This window comes from Shewanella sp. W3-18-1 (assembly GCF_000015185.1).
In the GTDB taxonomy this organism is placed as follows: domain Bacteria; phylum Pseudomonadota; class Gammaproteobacteria; order Enterobacterales; family Shewanellaceae; genus Shewanella; species Shewanella putrefaciens.
The window spans coordinates 4,588,759-4,606,320 of record NC_008750.1; the positions used below are offsets into that span (position 1 = coordinate 4,588,759).

16 protein-coding genes are annotated in these 17,562 nt (G+C 46.4%); 6 read left to right on the forward strand and 10 right to left on the reverse strand.

The window, feature by feature from the left end; all coding sequences use genetic code 11:
* Nucleotides 1-3: 3 nt before the first annotated feature.
* The 3 genes from putP to SPUTW3181_RS20755 are packed head-to-tail and all read left to right on the forward strand — an operon-like array spanning nt 4 to nt 3,889.
* Nucleotides 4-1,500: a sodium/proline symporter PutP gene (gene putP / locus SPUTW3181_RS20745; RefSeq protein WP_011791220.1), complete on the forward strand. Its 1,497-nt coding sequence runs from the start codon at nt 4-6 to the stop codon at nt 1,498-1,500.
* A gap of 8 nt (nt 1,501-1,508) precedes the next feature.
* Entirely contained in the window at nt 1,509-2,609 is a 1,101-nt protein-coding gene (gene proB / locus SPUTW3181_RS20750) for a glutamate 5-kinase (protein ID WP_011791221.1), read from the forward strand.
* A gap of 32 nt (nt 2,610-2,641) precedes the next feature.
* The gene (locus SPUTW3181_RS20755) at nt 2,642-3,889 is read left to right on the forward strand and encodes a glutamate-5-semialdehyde dehydrogenase (protein ID WP_011791222.1); all 1,248 of its coding nucleotides are present in this window, start codon (nt 2,642-2,644) and stop codon (nt 3,887-3,889) included.
* Nucleotides 3,890-4,014: 125 nt separating this feature from the next.
* On the opposite strand, the gene hutH is transcribed toward SPUTW3181_RS20755, so the two are convergent.
* The 3 genes from hutH to hutC form a co-directional block, all read right to left on the reverse strand.
* Complete coding sequence (gene hutH, locus SPUTW3181_RS20760) at nt 4,015-5,556, reverse strand: histidine ammonia-lyase (protein WP_011791223.1); 1,542 nt, start codon at nt 5,554-5,556, stop codon at nt 4,015-4,017.
* A 52-nt stretch (nt 5,557-5,608) separates the two neighbouring features.
* Nucleotides 5,609-7,276, reverse strand: coding sequence for a urocanate hydratase (hutU, locus tag SPUTW3181_RS20765; RefSeq protein ID WP_011791224.1), 1,668 nt, complete (start codon nt 7,274-7,276; stop codon nt 5,609-5,611).
* A 144-nt stretch (nt 7,277-7,420) separates the two neighbouring features.
* Nucleotides 7,421-8,128, reverse strand: coding sequence for a histidine utilization repressor (gene hutC, locus SPUTW3181_RS20770; protein ID WP_011791225.1), 708 nt, complete (start codon nt 8,126-8,128; stop codon nt 7,421-7,423).
* A 234-nt stretch (nt 8,129-8,362) separates the two neighbouring features.
* On the opposite strand from hutC, the gene hutI reads away from it, so the two are divergent.
* Nucleotides 8,363-9,589, forward strand: a complete 1,227-nt coding sequence (gene hutI / locus SPUTW3181_RS20775) for an imidazolonepropionase (RefSeq protein ID WP_011791226.1) — start codon at nt 8,363-8,365, stop codon at nt 9,587-9,589.
* 97 nt (nt 9,590-9,686) lie between these two features.
* Here the strand turns inward: hutI and SPUTW3181_RS20780 are convergent, their stop codons facing one another.
* From SPUTW3181_RS20780 to SPUTW3181_RS20800, 5 genes are all read right to left on the reverse strand, one after another.
* Nucleotides 9,687-10,439, reverse strand: a complete 753-nt coding sequence (locus SPUTW3181_RS20780; RefSeq protein ID WP_025007947.1) for a siderophore-interacting protein — start codon at nt 10,437-10,439, stop codon at nt 9,687-9,689.
* Nucleotides 10,440-10,520: 81 nt separating this feature from the next.
* Nucleotides 10,521-10,952: a MarR family winged helix-turn-helix transcriptional regulator gene (locus SPUTW3181_RS20785; RefSeq protein ID WP_011791228.1), complete on the reverse strand. Its 432-nt coding sequence runs from the start codon at nt 10,950-10,952 to the stop codon at nt 10,521-10,523.
* Between the two features lie 166 nt (nt 10,953-11,118).
* Nucleotides 11,119-11,475: a hypothetical protein gene (locus tag SPUTW3181_RS20790; protein WP_011791229.1), complete on the reverse strand. Its 357-nt coding sequence runs from the start codon at nt 11,473-11,475 to the stop codon at nt 11,119-11,121.
* Nucleotides 11,476-11,589: 114 nt separating this feature from the next.
* Entirely contained in the window at nt 11,590-12,126 is a 537-nt protein-coding gene (locus SPUTW3181_RS20795; RefSeq protein ID WP_011791230.1) for a protein tyrosine phosphatase family protein, read from the reverse strand.
* Nucleotides 12,127-12,348: 222 nt separating this feature from the next.
* Nucleotides 12,349-12,627, reverse strand: coding sequence for a hypothetical protein (locus tag SPUTW3181_RS20800; protein ID WP_227498127.1), 279 nt, complete (start codon nt 12,625-12,627; stop codon nt 12,349-12,351).
* A 225-nt stretch (nt 12,628-12,852) separates the two neighbouring features.
* Between SPUTW3181_RS20800 and SPUTW3181_RS20805 the strand changes: the two genes are divergently transcribed.
* Entirely contained in the window at nt 12,853-14,676 is a 1,824-nt protein-coding gene (locus tag SPUTW3181_RS20805) for a glycerophosphodiester phosphodiesterase (RefSeq protein ID WP_011791232.1), read from the forward strand.
* A gap of 1 nt (nt 14,677) precedes the next feature.
* On the opposite strand, the gene SPUTW3181_RS20810 is transcribed toward SPUTW3181_RS20805, so the two are convergent.
* Nucleotides 14,678-15,106, reverse strand: coding sequence for a hypothetical protein (locus SPUTW3181_RS20810; protein ID WP_011791233.1), 429 nt, complete (start codon nt 15,104-15,106; stop codon nt 14,678-14,680).
* A 380-nt stretch (nt 15,107-15,486) separates the two neighbouring features.
* Between SPUTW3181_RS20810 and mtnC the strand changes: the two genes are divergently transcribed.
* A complete protein-coding gene (mtnC, locus tag SPUTW3181_RS20815) occupies nt 15,487-16,167 on the forward strand; it encodes an acireductone synthase (RefSeq protein WP_011791234.1) in 681 nt (226 codons plus the stop codon).
* 84 nt (nt 16,168-16,251) lie between these two features.
* Here the strand turns inward: mtnC and SPUTW3181_RS20820 are convergent, their stop codons facing one another.
* Nucleotides 16,252-17,358 (reverse strand): hypothetical protein, encoded by a 1,107-nt coding sequence (locus SPUTW3181_RS20820; protein WP_041408277.1) that lies wholly within the window; start codon nt 17,356-17,358, stop codon nt 16,252-16,254.
* Between the last annotated feature and the right edge of the window lie 204 nt (nt 17,359-17,562).

Consider the following 17,562-nt stretch of genomic DNA (forward strand, 5'->3'; position numbering starts at 1 on the left):
TCGATGAATTCCCTCTCTTACGTGTCCTTAGGTATTTATTTTATTGCCATGCTCGCTATTGGTTTATTTGCCTACCGTAAATCCACCAGCGATGTGTCAGGCTATATTTTAGGTGGCCGTAAAGTGAGTCCGCAGGTCACTGCACTCTCGGCTGGCGCATCGGACATGAGTGGCTGGATGCTTATGGGTCTTCCGGGTGCAATGTTTCTAGTGGGTTTTGAAACCATTTACATCGCCCTCGGATTATTGATTGGTGCTCTAATCAATTATTTGGTGGTGGCGCCTAAATTGCGGGTTTACACTGAAGTCGCAAATAATGCCCTTACGATTCCTGAGTTTTTTGCGAAACGCTTTGGTAATGCAAACAGTAGTATCCGTATTATCGCCGCAGTGATCATAGTGATCTTTTTTACCTTATACACCTCCGCAGGATTAGTTGCGGGAGGTAAGTTATTTGAATCAGCTTTCGGCCTAAATTATAACATTGGCCTAGTCGTCACACTCAGCGTAGTGGTTTCTTATACTCTGCTTGGGGGCTTTTTAGCCGTAAGCCTGACCGACTTTGTGCAAGGCTGCATTATGTTTGTTGCCTTAGTCTTAGTGCCTGTAGTTGCTTATCAAGAATTTACCAGCGCCGATAGGATGATGAACTTTGCCTATCAGTCAATTCCGCATTTTAGCGATGCAATGCAAAACGTCACCTTCCTAGGGCTTATATCAAGCCTATCCTGGGGGTTAGGTTATTTCGGCCAACCACATATTATCGTGCGCTTTATGGCGATACGTTCAGTGGCGGATATTAAAATGGCAAGACGCATAGGTATCAGTTGGATGACAGTCACCATTGTTGGTGCTCTGGCGACGGGACTGGTCGGCATTGCTTATGCCAATAAATTTGGCATGAAACTTAACGATCCCGAAACCATCTTTATTGTGTTCTCTGAATTATTATTCCATCCCCTGATCAGTGGCTTCCTACTGGCGGCTATTCTTGCTGCGATTATGAGCACGATTTCATCGCAGTTATTGGTGTCATCGAGTTCGCTGACAGAAGATATTTATCAAGTGGTATCGAAAAAAGAGTCAAGCGAAAAAGACATGGTGAAAATGGGCCGTTACGGCGTGGCTGGTGTGGGTATTGTGGCAACACTTTTAGCGCTTGATCGCTCTAACAGTATTCTTTCGCTGGTCAGTAATGCTTGGGCAGGATTCGGCGCGGCCTTTGGTCCACTCGTGTTATTTAGTTTATATAAAGCGAACCTAACCCATAAAGCGGCCATTGCAGGAATCGTTTCAGGTGCACTTACAGTACTATTTTGGATTTACGCCCCCGTGCTTGCCGATGGTAAAGCATTAACTAGCATAGTGTATGAAATGATCCCCGGATTTATCGTCAGTAGTGCGGTCATTTGGCTAGTGAGCTTTCTTGATACTGAACCTAGTGCAAAAACCACTAAGATGTTCCACAAGGCGGGCCGTGTTTTAGCCGAAGAAGGATAAGGAGCATGATGATAAACTCCCCTCGAAAACGCATTGTTGTAAAAGTGGGGAGCGCGTTAATCGCGCCCCACAAACAAGGTTGTAGCAGCCACTACTTACTCGGCATAGCCCAATTCATTACCTATTGTCGTGCCCAAGGGATCCAAGTTGTCTTGGTCTCTTCGGGCTCAGTCGCCGCGGGATGGCATCACTTTAATGTTGAAGCGAATCCGAGTGTCACAGTGAAAAAAGCCATGGCTGCAGCAGGTCAAGCCGATATGATGGCCACATGGAATAAACTGTTTGACTTCCCCACCGCACAACTCTTACTCACCCATGGCGACCTTCGTAATCGCGAGCGCTATATCAGCATTAAAGAAACGATTTTCTGTTTGCTTGAACATGGGCTGATGCCAATTATTAACGAAAATGATGCAGTTACCGCGGACAAACTCAAAGTCGGTGATAATGACAATCTTTCGGCCATGGTTGCCGCAGCGGCCGATGCTGATACGCTGATTATTTGTTCAGATGTAAACGGGCTGTATACTCAAAATCCCCATGAAAATCCCAATGCCGAGTTGATTAAACAGGTCACTGAGATTAATGCCGACATCTATGCCATGGCGGGTGGTGCGAGCAGTAACGTGGGTACTGGTGGCATGCGAACGAAAATCCAAGCGGCAGAAAAAGCCATTTCCCATGGAATTGAGACCTTTATTATCAATGGCTTTGTTGCGGATTCCTTCAGCCAACTGCTTAAAGGCCAAAACCCTGGCACCTTGTTCATCCCTGACGAAAAACCCATGCAAGAACATTTGCATTGGATGAAACACACTTCACAAGCCCAAGGTGAAGTCATAGTCGAAAACCATTTTAATGTCGCACTCGATGTGCACAGCGAACAGTTTACTAGTGATGATGTGGTTGAAGTAAAAGGGGATTTCTCAGTAGGTGACACCATTCTAGTGCGCAAAGACGATGGCACTAAACTGGCTAAAGCTAAATCCAATTACAGCAGTTGCCTACTCAATTTTATTACAGAGCAAGAAGATCGACAGTTTGCCAATGAATTTCAGCAAAAGACTGGACCGATCATTTCCGAGAAAAACATCGCTATTCTCGAATAAACATAAGCCGAGTAAACATAATTGGAGTAAATATGACTTTAATCAAAAACTTATCTGAAGATGCCGCCAAAGCAGCACTTACACTCGCCTTGCTCGATGAACACCTCAAAAATACTGTATTACTGGATATGGCACGCTCGATTAGAGAGAAATCCTATGAAATCCAAAGCGCTAATTTAATCGATCTACAGAGAGCCTCGACTGACAATATCAGCCCTGCCATGCTAGACCGTTTAACACTCAACCCAGCACGAGTCGAGGCTATGGCGCAAGGTATTGAAACCATTGCCGCATTGCCTGACCCTATCGGTAATGAACGTTATATAGGCCAACGCCCCAATGGCTTATCCATCAGCAAAATGCGCGTTCCATTAGGGGTAGTTTGCATGATTTACGAGGCACGCCCTAATGTCACCGCCGATGCGGGTGCCCTTTGCTTTAAATCCGGCAATGCCGTGATCCTGCGTGGCGGAAAGGAAGCCCTGCACACTAGCAAGGTTATCGCAACGATTTTGCAAAATGTGTTAGCCCAATACGGTTTACCCAAGGCCTTGATTAGCATGGTGCCAGATCCCGATCGCGCACTTATGCTAGAACTGATGCAGCAGCGCGAATTTATTGATGTGATCATCCCCCGCGGTGGTGAAGGCCTTATTAACTATGTGACAGAAAACAGCAGTATTCCGGTTATTCAACACTTTAAAGGCGTGTGTCACTTATATATCGATAAGGATGCCGATCAAACTATGGCGTTGGATTTGCTACTCAATGGCAAAACCCAGCGCACTGGTGTTTGCAATGCACTCGAAGCCTTGCTGGTACATCAAGATATTGCGCCACAATTTCTACCCAAAGTAGCCAAGGCACTGGCTGAGCATCAAGTAAAAATCAATGCTTGCTCCAAAGCTGCAGCTTATTTTGAGGCATGCACTGCTATGGCGGAGGAAGATTTTGGTCAAGAGTATTTGGATTTAGAAATTGCGATTAGGCAGGTTGAAGACTTTGATGCCGCCGCCAAGCATATCGCTCGATTTGGTAGCCACCATACGGAAGTGATTTGTACCAACAATGAGGTCACCGCTGCCAAATTTCAACGCTCAATCGACGCATCAGTGGTGATGGTAAATGCCTCATCCCGCTTCTCAGATGGAAGCGAACTTGGCCTCGGCGCAGAAATCGGCATAGCTACCACTAAATTACATGCCTATGGCCCTATGGGGCTCGAGTCCTTAACTGCTGAAAAATACTTAGTTTCTGGAACGGGTCAAATAAGAGCTTAAATTGCAAGTTTAGAAACTCAGCGAACAACCGCGATTGCGCTGTTATTGTTGATTTTTATATACAGCGTTCAGCAAAAAGGCACAGGTCATAAACCTGTGCCTTTTCGTTCTCGTTCTCTGAGATCCTATAAACTCGGTAAGGTGCCAGCCGGTAAATAGCCATTAAAGCTGGCGGTATATAACAAGTCCGTTGCGGCTTCGATATCTGGCGCGAAGTATCTGTCTTTATCGTAATAAGCGACAACTTCACGTAATTCGGCTTTAGCCTTAGCCACGGCAGCACTTGGAGCTAAAGGAGCGCGGAAATCTAAACCCTGAGCCGCTGCTAACAATTCAATTGCCAGTACACCACGGGTATTTTCGCTCATATCGCGCAAGCGGCGGGCCGCAAAGGTCGCCATAGAAACATGGTCTTCTTGGTTAGCCGATGTTGGCAAGCTGTCTACCGATGCCGGATGAGCGTAGGTTTTGTTCTCAGACGCCAAAGCTGCCGCTGTCACTTGGGCAATCATAAAGCCCGAGTTAACGCCACCGTTTTTCACCAGGAAAGGGGGCAATTTTGACAGGCTAGAATCGATCAATAGCGCGATACGACGCTCGGCGATAGAGCCCATTTCGGCAATTGCAATCGCCAAATTATCCGCCGCCATAGCCACGGGTTCGGCGTGGAAGTTACCGCCCGAAATGATATCGCCAGTGTCTTGGAACACCAGTGGATTATCGGTTACGCCATTGGCCTCTGTGCCTAACACCTCGGCCGCGTGGCGAATTTGCGTCAAGCAAGCACCGAGCACCTGTGGCTGACAGCGCAGTGAGTAAGGATCTTGCACCTTTTCACAGTTAGCGTGACTTAAGCTTATCTCAGACTCTTCACCCAGTAGATGACGGAAGACCATGGCCGAATCGATTTGACCTTTCTGACCACGCGCCGCATGGATGCGAGGATCAAACGGGCTACGGCTGCCCATCGCCGCTTCGACGCTCATGGCACCGATCACAGAACTCGCTGCGAACAAGTCTTCGGCGTGGAATAACCCTTCCAGCGCCAGCGCAGTCGACGCTTGAGTGCCGTTAAGCAAAGCTAGCCCTTCTTTGGCCGCTAAATCGATTGGCTTAAGGCCGGCGATTTCTAAACCTTCGGCAGCGGAAATTAACTCTCCTCGATAGCTCATCTCGCCTTCGCCCAGCATAGGCAAACACATGTGCGCCAGTGGCGCTAAGTCACCCGAGGCGCCGACTGAACCTTTTTCTGGCACGCAGGGATACACTTCGGCGTTCACTAAATTGATTAAGAAGTTAATCACTTCTAAACGAATGCCTGAAAAACCACGACTTAATGAATTGATTTTTAACACCATCATCAAGCGCACTGTGGCATCTTGCATATATTGCCCCGTGCCAGCGGCGTGCGACAACACGATTGAGCGTTGCAGCAATTGCAAGTCTTCGGGCGCTATCTTGGTATTGGCCAACAAGCCAAAGCCCGTGTTGATGCCGTAAACGGTGCGACCTTCATCCAACACTTTTTGCACGATTTGCGCACTGGTGTTGATATCGGTAATAGCCTCTGGTGCGAGTTCCAGTGTCAACTTATGACGGCTGATTTCGCGCAATTGCGCTAGGCTCAAGCTGCCCGGCGTTAACACTAAGTGATTCACAGATTTCATATTTTTAGCTCCAAGCTTTTAGTTATTATTGTTATTGAGTCGTTAGCATCGGCTAGTCTTGCATAGGTAAATCGAGGCCCTGCTCCTTGGCACAGTTTTTCGCAATCTCGTAGCCCGCATCGGCATGACGCATCACGCCTGTCGCAGGGTCATTCCACAACACGCGGCCAACCCGTTTTGCCGCCGCATCTGTGCCGTCACACACAATCACCACACCAGAATGTTGGCTAAAGCCCATGCCAACGCCGCCGCCGTGGTGCAAAGACACCCAAGTTGCACCGCTAGCGGTGTTGAGTAGTGCATTCAATAATGGCCAATCGGATACCGCATCTGAGCCGTCCAGCATAGATTCGGTTTCGCGGTTCGGGCTGGCCACTGAGCCAGAATCTAAGTGATCACGGCCAATTACCACGGGCGCCGACAACTCACCGTTTTTAACCATTTCGTTGAAAGCTAACGCCAAGCGAGCGCGATCTTTTAAGCCAATCCAGCAAATACGCGCTGGCAGACCTTGGAAGGCAATACGCTCGCGCGCCATGTCTAACCAATTGTGCAGGTGTGGATTATCTGGGATCAGTTCTTTGACTTTAGCGTCGGTTTTGTAGATATCTTCGGGATCGCCAGATAACGCCACCCAGCGGAACGGGCCAATGCCTTCACAGAACAGTGGGCGAATATAAGCAGGTACAAAACCTGGGAAATCGAAGGCATTTTCAACGCCCATTTCAAACGCCATTTGGCGAATGTTGTTTCCGTAATCGAGGGTAGCTGCGCCGGCAGTTTGCAAATTGAGCATGGCTTGTACTTGCACTGCCATCGAGGCTTTTGCCGCTTTCACTACGCCCGCTTCGTCGGTTTTACGCATGGCCGCAGCCTCAGCCATAGTCCAACCCTGCGGCAGATAACCGTTTAATGGATCATGGGCAGAGGTTTGGTCGGTCACCACATCAGGAGTAACGCCGCGTTTAACTAATTCGGCAAACACATCGGCGGCGTTCGCCAGTAAGCCAACGGATACTGGCTTGCCAGCTTGGTTCGCTGCTTCAATCATGGCTAATGCTTCATCGAGCGAAGTGGCTTTTTTGTCGACATAGCGAGTACGCAAACGGAAATCGATGCGGGTTTCGTCGACTTCACAGGCTAACACCGAGAAGCCAGCCATAGTCCCCGCCAGCGTTTGTGCGCCGCCCATGCCGCCTAACCCGCCGGTGAGGATCCACTTGCCTTTAGAGATACCTTCAAAGTGCTGTTTTGCGACCGACACAAAGGTCTCGTAAGTGCCTTGGACTATGCCTTGAGTGCCGATATAGATCCAAGAACCGGCCGTCATCTGGCCGTACATAGCCAAACCGAGCTTATCTAACTCGTTGAAATGCTCCCAGTTCGCCCAATGTGGCACTAGGTTTGAGTTAGCAATCAATACGCGCGGTGCATCCGCATGGGTGCGAAATACGCCCACAGGTTTGCCCGATTGCACTAATAAGGTTTCGTCGTCTTCGAGGCGCTGTAGGACTTCGATGATTTTGTCGTAACAGTCCCAATCGCGGGCGGCGCGGCCAATACCGCCGTAGACGACTAAGTCTTCTGGGCGCTCGGCCACATCGGGATGTAAGTTGTTCATTAACATGCGCATTGGCGCTTCTGTGAGCCAACTCTTACAGCTTAATTGTGTGCCATGCGGTGCAATAATACGGCGGCTTGGGTCGTGGCGCTTATCCATTGAATTTTCCTCTTTCAACCTGTGGTGCTAACTCGTATTCGCTAAGCCGCTAATATGGGTTAGCACTATCGTTTTTATCTTTTAACTTATAAGGGTACAGCTATTAAAATTACTGATTTACATCTGTTAATAACGCCACTGGCGTTACTTGCTAAAGGTTAAGTGGCCGCCGAGTTTAAAACGGCTACCTGGATGAACTAATTTTGCGAAACTCACGACGCCTTGGCGTGACCAAGTGCGGCGTAAAATCTGTAAACAGGGCTCAGTGGCGGGGATTTCGAGCCTTTGCTGTAATTCTTCACTGGCGATAATCGCTTCAATCGTGTGATGCGCCTCGGTCAGCGGTGCCACTTGGGACAAATATTCGTGGGGTGTCTGCTGGGTAAAATCCTGCAATAAATAATCGGGCACTAACTCGGGATTCACATAACGCTCTTCGACTTGCAACGGTAAGCCCTGCTCGCAATGCACTAAGATCGAATGGAATACCGTCGCACCGTGCTCAAGTCCAAGGGAAATAGCGATACTCGTACTCGCCACAACTTGCTCTAACACCCATTGCTGCACGCTATAGCCATGACCGCGGTCTTTTATCTCATCGGCAATATTGCGGATCGCCAACATAGACGACTGGGATTTACACCCAGCGACAAAGGTGCCTAACCCTTGAGAACGCTCAAGCACACCGCTATCCGTCAGCTCGGTTAGCGCACGTCGCGCCGTCATTCGGCTGCAGGTAAACAAATCGGCAAGCTGATTCTCAGAAGGCACGCGAGCATGCTCTTCCCACTCACCCGACTCGATAGAGGAGATAATGTATTGCTTAATTTCTGCAAACTTAGGTGTAGCCAAAACATTTCCTCTTAAATTCAGCTTCTTGTTACAGTGGCCATTGTGAAAGCGACTATTGTTAAAGTGACTCTTGCTAAGGCAACCTAAGCACTGGCCTGTCATGCCACTTTCAAACGGTCAAAATTGCGGCTACAATCCTAGCTTGTATATACAAGTAAATACAAGCCAGCTCACATAAATTTAATAAACCGTTAATCACTTGGTTAACATCTGCCAGCACAACGAGGGGAATACATGTCTTGGGATCAGGTTTGGATAGACGTTAACTTAGCCACAATGGACCCTTCCGTATCAGCACCTTATGGTGCGATCACCAACGCGGCCATCGCAGTAAAAGATGGCAAAATTGCTTGGCTTGGCCCCCGCAGCGAACTGCCCGCCTTCGATGTTTTGTCAATTCCTGTTTACAGGGGCAAAGGCGGTTGGATCACCCCAGGATTAATTGACGCCCACACTCACTTAATCTTTGCCGGTAATCGCGCCAATGAATTTGAGTTACGCCTACAGGGCGCCAGTTACGAAGACATTGCTCGTGCAGATGGCGGCATTATTTCAACCGTTAAAGCTTGCCGCGAAGCGGATGAAGCAGAGTTATTTGAACTGGGCCGTCAGCGTTTAAACGCGCTGGCCAAAGAAGGGGTGACTACGGTTGAGATCAAATCGGGTTACGGCTTAGATACTGAAACTGAATTGAAAATCCTCCGTGTCGCCCGCGAGCTCGGCAAGCATCACCATGTAGATGTAAAGACCACATTCCTCGGCGCCCATGCAATTCCGCCAGAATATAAAGACAATAGCGACGGCTATGTCGACTTAATTATCAATAAGATGCTACCCGCAGTGATCGCCGAAAATCTTGCCGATGCAGTGGATGTGTTCTGCGAGAATATCGCCTTTAACCTTGAGCAAACCGAACGGGTACTCAGCGCAGCCAAAGCGGCGGGATTAGAGATTAAGCTCCATGCCGAGCAGTTAACCAATATGGGCGGCAGCGCACTGGCCGCACGTCTTGGTGCTAAGTCTGTGGATCATATCGAATATTTAGATGAGGCAGGCGTAAAAGCCTTAAGTGAAAGCGGCACCTGCGCCGTACTGCTGCCGGGCGCCTTTTACTTTTTGCGGGAAACCCAAAAACCGCCTATTGATTTACTGCGCCAATACGGCGTACCTATGGTGCTCGCCAGCGATTTCAACCCAGGTTCATCCCCCATTTGCTCAACCCTGTTGATGCTGAATATGGGCTGCACCTTGTTCCGTTTAACGCCAGAAGAAGCCCTAACAGGACTCACCTTAAATGCCGCCAAAGCACTCGGAATTGAAGATAACGTCGGCAGTTTAGTCGTTGGCAAACAAGCCGATTTTTGTCTGTGGGATATCGCCACGCCTGCGCAGTTGGCCTACAGCTATGGCGTCAATCCCTGCAAAGATGTAGTGAAGAATGGCAAGCTAGTTCACCAGTAGCATAAGTGCATCAATAATAGGTGCATCAGCAGCAAAAACGGCATAAGCGAAAGGTTAGATAAGGTCGCTAAATCAAACTTGGCGATCTTATCTAGATTTAAGCACTGGCCCCATTTTCTAACTGTTCATCTTCTTGTTTTACTAGCTTATGCTCGCTCTCATTACAGCCTATTTTCCAATAGCTCGAGGTATAAAAATGACTCTTAGGCAATGAATGCGCTTGCTTAAAGTGCCTTCTTAACGCGCGCATGCTATTAAATTCACAGGCAATCCATACGGCTGGCTCGCCAGCAAGCCAAGGTAATTGGGCAATTCGCTCGACCAAAGGACGGCCTTCGGGATCGGCTTCAGGATTGATCACCCAATGCAGCTCGACGTGTTCAGGATGCACTAAAGGTTGAATATCTGCTTCACTTAGCACTTCTATCACAGCGTAACCCACGGCATTGTTTGGTAATTTTGCCAGATTCACGCTAATGGCGGGTAAGGCTGTCATATCACCTGCGAGTAAAAACCAATCCGCCTCAAAGTTGATCAGTTTTTTAAGTCCGGGTCCGCCAATTTGAATGAGTTCGCCCACCTGCGCCGTTTTCGCCCAACTCGATGCGGGACCGTCAGTATCGTGCAGCACAAAATCCACATCGATTTCATCATCGCGTTGCTGACGGATAGTGTAAGTTCGCATTAATGGACGCTCACCCGCTTGTGGGAATAACAACTTGATATAGGCACTCTCTTGATCGGCAGGAAATCCAGCCAATCCCGCACCGCCTAAGGTGATGCGTAACATATGCGGAGTGATATAAGTCGAGCGGATCACTTCTAGCTCACGTGGTGCAGGTTTATTCATCATTTTATCCAATTGAGTTTCCAATCTAGCGCCTGTTATTCAGCCCTGTAGCTCTGGCTTTGTGTACTACCATAGGCACGGTCAACACTCAGGGTTATCAACACTATCGCTAATGATGTTGGCAAGCCGAATAAATGTGTTGATGTCATCGGGGCTGAGTGCTTGAGTGATATGTGCGACAGTTTGCCGTTCTGCAGCATTTATTTGAGTCATCAACTTTTCCCCTTCTGTCGTTGGCCTAAGCAACTGGCTACGACCATCCTTGGGATTATCGATTTTAGTGATCAGCCCACTCTGCTGTAGCTCATTAAGAACACGGGTAATTTGTGCTTTATCCCGCTGCATACGTAGGGCAATAGATTGAGCCGTCGATTCAGGATTACGGCAAATGCCCTTTAAGGCACGGATATGGGTGACAGGTAAATTAATCTCTTGTGCATTAATATCCGCCCGTAATTGCTTTTTGTAGGCATGCACCAACCTGTGCAAAGTTTCACCGAGTGATAAGGACATATTGAACTCTCGACATAGTTGACAGTGTCAACAATACCGAGATTGGTTGACTGTGTCAACTATATCGGCTAGCGTTAAACGATTATGACGATGCAACATTATAAATCGGAGCTTTATTCCGTTCCGTAATACTCATGCGTCACCTTACCTATCACTCATTAACGCTTTAGAGGCAAATAAACGCGTCTCGCTCAAAATAAAAAAGAATAGCTTCAAGTAATTCGCTATCCGTCCATTGCGCTTTTTGCATTGTGTAGTTGTCAATGACATCTTCGATTTGATCCATATTCAAGAAGTAACAATAGCCACTTTTAAACAGGCTATTTTCAAACTCATCAAATTCTTGATCCGAAAAGTTATTGGTATTACCCACTATCGGTAATAAAGTTGTCGTGAGTTGAATATCATCATTCTGTGGAGTGTCCTCATAAACAAGCCAATATCCGAGACCTCGATTAGAAATACATTTATCTATCCAGCCCTTTACTGATTCAGGCCTACCAAGAAATGGTGTTATATCCACTGATATTTTTCCTTTAAATGTCAATGCTTGTTAAATGACAAAAAATTATGTTTTGGCGCTATTCCATTCTTCCTCGAATTAGCGCCATCACATTATAGGGCGTGTCGCCAAGGATCAATGCCCGTATTTAGCACTCACTTCCGTAAGTAACGCTTGCCATTTAGGGTAAATCGCTAACTCATCATTCCATGGCGTCATGGTCTGTGCCATGTTGGGATTTTGGCCTTGTTTTAACTGATATAAATAAGCAAACGCAGAGGCTCGATAATTAGCGAGACAATGCACTAACACATCTTTCCCCTTATGCTGATCCATAGCGGCAAAGAAGGCTTCGACATCTTCGACCTTTGGATTTTGCCAATCCACGGGAATATACACATAGTCCATTCCGGCCTGAGTCACGAGTTTACCTTCATCAGGGTGGGCATCTTTACTGCTATCCGGCATCAAGTTGATCACCACATCCACACCCGCTTGTTTAAGCAGTGAAAATTGCTGCTCATTTGGTAAACCTGAACTTAATAACTGCGGCGCTTGCTGTTGTAATGCACGAATACCCTGAAGATTTTCGATCGATTCTATATTGGCATTCGCCAGTGGAGCCCCCAAAAACAGGGCAAGAACAAGGCTTGAAAGTACGGCATTTCTCATCAATAACTCCTTGGCTAACATAAAAAATCAGAGGCTTGCTTAATCCTCTGATAATCCTGTACCACCGAAGTTCAGCAAATATCATCCCAATCCACCACGAATGCACAAACCTTTGAGCTAGCACTCATTTTTCGCGCCGAATTAACAGTTTCATCTTGGGAGATTTAGCAATCGGTTACAAATATCGATGACTTACCTATCAACATTTTTAAAAGCAACTAGCTAAAACATATTAAAAATCAACCATAAAAACAAAATAGAAGGTATTACCATCAGCGTGCTCACAACCACATATACCCAATGTTTGAAATAGATAAAGATCCCGATACCCACAATATTGGCAACAACAATAGAAATCACCAGCAGCAAAGGGGAGACAATATGTGCAATATTATTCAAAACTCGAGATGTTGGGATATGGATTATCACTCCCGTAGAATTTAGCACAATCAACACTGCCAGTAATGAAAATGCCATCAGTACCCCAAAAAACTTACTCATTGTCCCTATCAACCTGTTATCCATACATCCATCAGGATTATAAAGGTTCGCCCCCCTATATGGCATACACTATTGAGTGTAATTATCTGTTTTACAAAACACGCCACCGAAAGCAACAGACAGGCATAAATCATCATCTTACCCAAGGTAATAAATTCGATGACTAACCTTAAACCTGAAACGCTGCTAAATTACCCTCCTCTCTGGCGCAAATAAGGAAGCTGCATGCTTTATCCCGAGCACAATTACTGGCGTGACACCCTTGCGGTGATTCGGCTCCGCGGTAGAAAACTGATTGAATTTGAACTGCTATTTACCTTGGTTTCGGCGGGGCTTATCGTACCTGCTTTTAGCTGGTTATTGCGCCATCTTATCGCCCAAACAGGCAATGTTACGATCACCAATTACGACCTTATGGCTTTTGCCATGTCGCCCTATGGCCTGTTATTTATGGTCATCACGCTCTTTAGCAGCTTTTCGGTATTTTTCACTCAACGGGCGGGCGTCACGATACTTGCTGCATCAGGCTTATACGACATTCCCATCGGCCCTGTGCGGGCGCTTATTTTTGCGGCTGGGCGTTTACCTATTTTTATCCGTCTCGGGAGTATCTACGCCGCTTGTTTACTGCTACTGAGTGTACCTTTTATCGGGTGTGGTTATTTGGCTTTTAGCCTATTTTTACAAGGGCATGACATCAACTACTACCTTTATTACAAACCGATAGAATGGTATTTCGCGCTAACAAGTATCCTTGTATTGGCATTAATTTATGCCCTTATTGCGCTGTATTTATGGGCAAGAACTGCTTTTTCGCTGACCATTATTGTGAGTGAGACGATTAGCGTGCTCAACGCACTTAAGCGTAGTTGGCAATTAAGTGCCGGAAATGAACGTAGAATTATGTGGCATGCGGCGGGTTGGTGGCTAAGGATTGGCGCTTTAGTTTATCCCTTAATATTGCTTATTTCATGGGGAGCCGACATCTTACTCGACAAGGTTTCATTAACACTTTCGGCTGAATTAGCCATTTTGGCCTTTGTTTCCGCATTAATCCTAATGCTCAGTGCGGCATGGTCCTTACTCGGCATGTTTGGGGAAGCCTTTATCATTTTACTGCTGTACCGCCAGCTAGGGGAAAAACCCGCAGGGTTAGAACGCCTTGGGCGACAAACGGTAAAAAGAACGTCCGAACTGTCGGTTTATACGATAAGCGGAGTGTTGGTCGGCACTTTTTTAATCATGTTTGGCTTGGGGATATATGCTCTCAACACTGAGCCACAACGGGATGAAATCCTGATTACGGCCCACCGTGCTGGCGCAGCTAGGGCGCCAGAAAATACTCTCGCGGCTTTACGTTTAGCCATTGCAGAAAAGGCCGATTATGCTGAAATCGATGTGCAAACTGCGGCTGATGGTACATTAGTGGTACTGCATGATGCTGATTTAATGCGTATAGCGGGCGATCCTCGGCGAGTAGCCAACCTCACGGTAACAGAGATGCAAAGGTTAGATGTCGGTCGCTGGCACAGTGTTGCCTTTGCGGGGGAATTCGTTCCGACACTGGCGCAGATGCTTAATGAAGCACGCAATAAAATTGGTTTAAATATTGAGCTTAAATATAACCAAGCGGATCCCAGCTTGGCTCAGGCTGTGGTTAGCCTGTTACAACAAGAGCAAATGACACAGCAAGTGGTCATTACTTCGCTCGAAGCGAGAGCAATAGAAGAAGTGCAACGGCTCGATCCCTCTATCCGTACGGGCCTTATTGTCACCCAATCAATCGGCGATCCTAGCAGGGCAAATACACAATTTTTAGCCGTAAATCAGGCAATGGCTAATGAAAAATTTATTGCACGTGCACATAAAGGCGGCAAGCAAATCCATGTCTGGACGGTGAATAATCCACGGCAAATGCTACGTATGTTAGCGTTGGGAGCGGATGTACTCATCACCGATTATCCAAAGGAGGCGGTGGACATTCGGGAACAGTGGTTAGCACTCACTCCTGTAGAACAAACGGCACTACGCCTACGCTATATTCTCTAAATTAAGCATTATTCGTATGCTTGCGCTTAACACTACGCTGAAGCAACCAAAAAATGATCAATACTCCAAAGGAGGCAGTAAAGGTGGTCAGCGTTAGCGCAAACCCTTTAAAGGAAAGTAGATTTAAGGAAATGCCATCCAAAACTAAAACAGCTAAGCCGAGTGGCATTTGGATAAATACGGCAGCAAACCAATCGTAAGGCAGTCGAGGAAAAAACCGATGATAACAATAAAGCACAAGACCTGATAATAAAATCAATAAGCTAGCATCGTGCGCCGCAAGCCAAAGGTAGGCAAAATTATTATCAGTAATATTGGGTATCGCCTTAAGAAGATCGAGCATATAACCAGCACTGGCCACTAAAGCAAAACTCGTAAAACTCAATACTGCCAATAGCGCGCCAAAGCCAAGTGCGGGTAAATATTTCATTTAACATCTCTCTACTTACAAGGGAAATACACTTCTCACATCCCCTAAAAATCACAACATAGAAGATATGGGGATAAAACTGACTCTAGCTACAATAACAGTCTAAATTTCCCTTAGCTATTAAGACCATAGTCTTATGCTGACAACAAACTTTGCTTGAAAAAACAAGATCAAACTCTGCATTAAGCTAGTGTTTTCAGCGAAGTAAACCAGTAAGCAATTAAAATTACTAGATTAATCAAATTCTCAACACATCAATTAGTGATACTACCCACAATCTAGCCACCCATTTGGGCGAAATAGACTAGCCAACTTAACCAATAACGCTTAGGATCAGGGTTGCATTTTCAAGCCAACATATTGTGGAGTATCAAAACATTATGGGTATCAGAGCCATAGTCGTAGACACAGCAGGCACCACGACAGACCTAAACTTTATCCAAGATGTACTATTCCCCTATTCTGTCAAAGCCTTGCCAGACTTTTTAGAACAGAACCAACACAATGTATTGGTTGAAAACTGTATTTGTGACACTAAAGATATCGCCCTAGAGCCAGAGGCTGACCTAGCGCGTGTAACTGAAATCCTGCAACAATGGGTTAATGAAGACCGTAAAGCCACACCGCTTAAAACCCTACAAGGGTTAATTTGGAAGCAAGGCTATGCCCACGGTGAATTTAAGGGCCATATCTTCCCTGACTTTATTGAAGCGGTGAAGCGTTTTAGCGCACAAAATCTGCGTATTTACAGCTTTTCATCCGGCTCTGTCGACGCCCAAAAGTTGTTATTTAGCCACAGTGACGGCGGTGATTTAACCGAGATGTTTAACGGTCATTTTGATACCCGTACAGGCAATAAGCTAGATAAGCAAGCTTACTGCAATATTCTCAACACCATCAGCTTAAGCCCTAAACAAGTACTGTTTGTCTCTGATGTGATTGAAGAATTAAAAGCTGCCGACGCTGCGGGAATGATGACCTGCCAAATGGTTCGCGACAGCAAACAACGCACCGGTGAGTTCCATAAAATCAGTAGTTTCGACGAACTACTGATTGAATAACACGATTTTTAATAACACGATAATCGACTAACTCAACCAAAGCTGATTTAGCCTATAAAATGAAAGCGACCTTGTGGTCGCTTTTTATTCGCCTAAACCAATATCCTTCCCTGCCAGCGGAAACGCCGCTGAGATACACCGTTTCACTTCAAAACGATAGCCATAGTCGGCGCTTTTATCGGGTGTGATCTGCAAAATTTCGTAATCATTTAATTCGATCACATTCGACTCGGCAGGCTTTTCACAACGTGAGCGACTATTGGCTTCAAGTGTAAAAGCGAATGTCGCTAGCCATTGCCGTACTAAATGCTGATATTGAGTGCGCACCGACGCATAGGCTTTCTTACGTTCCTCCTCTTCTTTAAGGTCTTCGGCGTTACTTGCCATCTGTTCGCTGGTCTGTTTATCGTCTTGGGTATCAAGGGCCGCTTGAGTCAACTCTGCAATCGGCACTGTCAGCACATCGGTCGCATCCGGAATCCTCACCGATTTTGGCTCGGAGGGTGCATGCTCAGAAGCCTGTTGGGTTGTCGTGACCAAATCACCAAATGAGGTTTGAATACGGGTTTCTAAATCAATTAACAGACTCAAGTGGTACAGCACCACAGACGCCAACACGATACGGATCAAAAAAGTCGTTTTACGGAATGAGGTATGCGAGGTGAGCTGTAACGATTTGACACCTAAAGGTTTAAGCAAAAAGATTAAGACTAGGTAGATAGGTATAATTAACTGCAATGCCAACAGCACAATAGCGCTCACCATCAAAAACCAAGCGGGCATATAGAGTAAAATCGCTAAGTTATGGGTGTAATCTAAGTCGCTTGCCGATACCCCGACCACTTCGTTGACTATCGCGCCAGACCAGCCCAAAGCAAAGTTGGCAATAATGGCATAAAACAGCAACAAAACCGCCTTACCCGCTAGGCTGTGCCAAACTCGCTCAAACACTGGCCAGAACTCGATAGCCATAGCGATTACGGCAATCACAGCGACCAGTCCCATTGCATCACTACTAAAAGCCAGTATCAAAGCAATAAGATACAACTTTTGCGCAAAAGATAACCTAGACAACCCTTGGGATAAATGACGCCATAGCTTTCCCAAACCTAAACGGATTTCACTCAGTGATGGTAAGCTGAGCTTTCGCAAGTATTGGCGAGCAGACCCAATGTAACCAATTAAATTCATTATTATTTTACATTCCATTGAAATAGTAAGACGGACAACATTTGCCACTGTGATGGCAACGGCACCACTCAATCTCGGTACATTGATAACTTTGGCTATCTCTAGCCAAAGTTGAAGGTTCTGTTTAGAGTCGAATGAAAGCCCTGCAACACCCAAACGCCAGTTTAAATCCAATTAAAATGAACTTGAGAGAGGAAATCAAAG

What these genes read in the sequence shown, in the direction of transcription:
- SPUTW3181_RS20820 (WP_041408277.1), bottom strand. Translation starts at nt 17,358, where the DNA reads ATGAATTTAATTGGTTACATTGGGTCTGCTCGCCAATACTTGCGAAAG.
- hutI (WP_011791226.1), top strand. Translation starts at nt 8,363, where the DNA reads ATGTCTTGGGATCAGGTTTGGATAGACGTTAACTTAGCCACAATGGAC.
- SPUTW3181_RS20785 (WP_011791228.1), bottom strand. Translation starts at nt 10,952, where the DNA reads ATGTCCTTATCACTCGGTGAAACTTTGCACAGGTTGGTGCATGCCTAC.
- mtnC (WP_011791234.1), top strand. Translation starts at nt 15,487, where the DNA reads ATGGGTATCAGAGCCATAGTCGTAGACACAGCAGGCACCACGACAGAC.
- proB (WP_011791221.1), top strand. Translation starts at nt 1,509, where the DNA reads ATGATAAACTCCCCTCGAAAACGCATTGTTGTAAAAGTGGGGAGCGCG.
- SPUTW3181_RS20805 (WP_011791232.1), top strand. Translation starts at nt 12,853, where the DNA reads ATGCTTTATCCCGAGCACAATTACTGGCGTGACACCCTTGCGGTGATT.
- SPUTW3181_RS20810 (WP_011791233.1), bottom strand. Translation starts at nt 15,106, where the DNA reads ATGAAATATTTACCCGCACTTGGCTTTGGCGCGCTATTGGCAGTATTG.
- hutH (WP_011791223.1), bottom strand. Translation starts at nt 5,556, where the DNA reads ATGAAATCTGTGAATCACTTAGTGTTAACGCCGGGCAGCTTGAGCCTA.
- hutU (WP_011791224.1), bottom strand. Translation starts at nt 7,276, where the DNA reads ATGGATAAGCGCCACGACCCAAGCCGCCGTATTATTGCACCGCATGGC.
- SPUTW3181_RS20780 (WP_025007947.1), bottom strand. Translation starts at nt 10,439, where the DNA reads ATGAATAAACCTGCACCACGTGAGCTAGAAGTGATCCGCTCGACTTAT.
- putP (WP_011791220.1), top strand. Translation starts at nt 4, where the DNA reads ATGAATTCCCTCTCTTACGTGTCCTTAGGTATTTATTTTATTGCCATG.
- SPUTW3181_RS20800 (WP_227498127.1), bottom strand. Translation starts at nt 12,627, where the DNA reads ATGAGTAAGTTTTTTGGGGTACTGATGGCATTTTCATTACTGGCAGTG.
- SPUTW3181_RS20795 (WP_011791230.1), bottom strand. Translation starts at nt 12,126, where the DNA reads ATGAGAAATGCCGTACTTTCAAGCCTTGTTCTTGCCCTGTTTTTGGGG.
- SPUTW3181_RS20755 (WP_011791222.1), top strand. Translation starts at nt 2,642, where the DNA reads ATGACTTTAATCAAAAACTTATCTGAAGATGCCGCCAAAGCAGCACTT.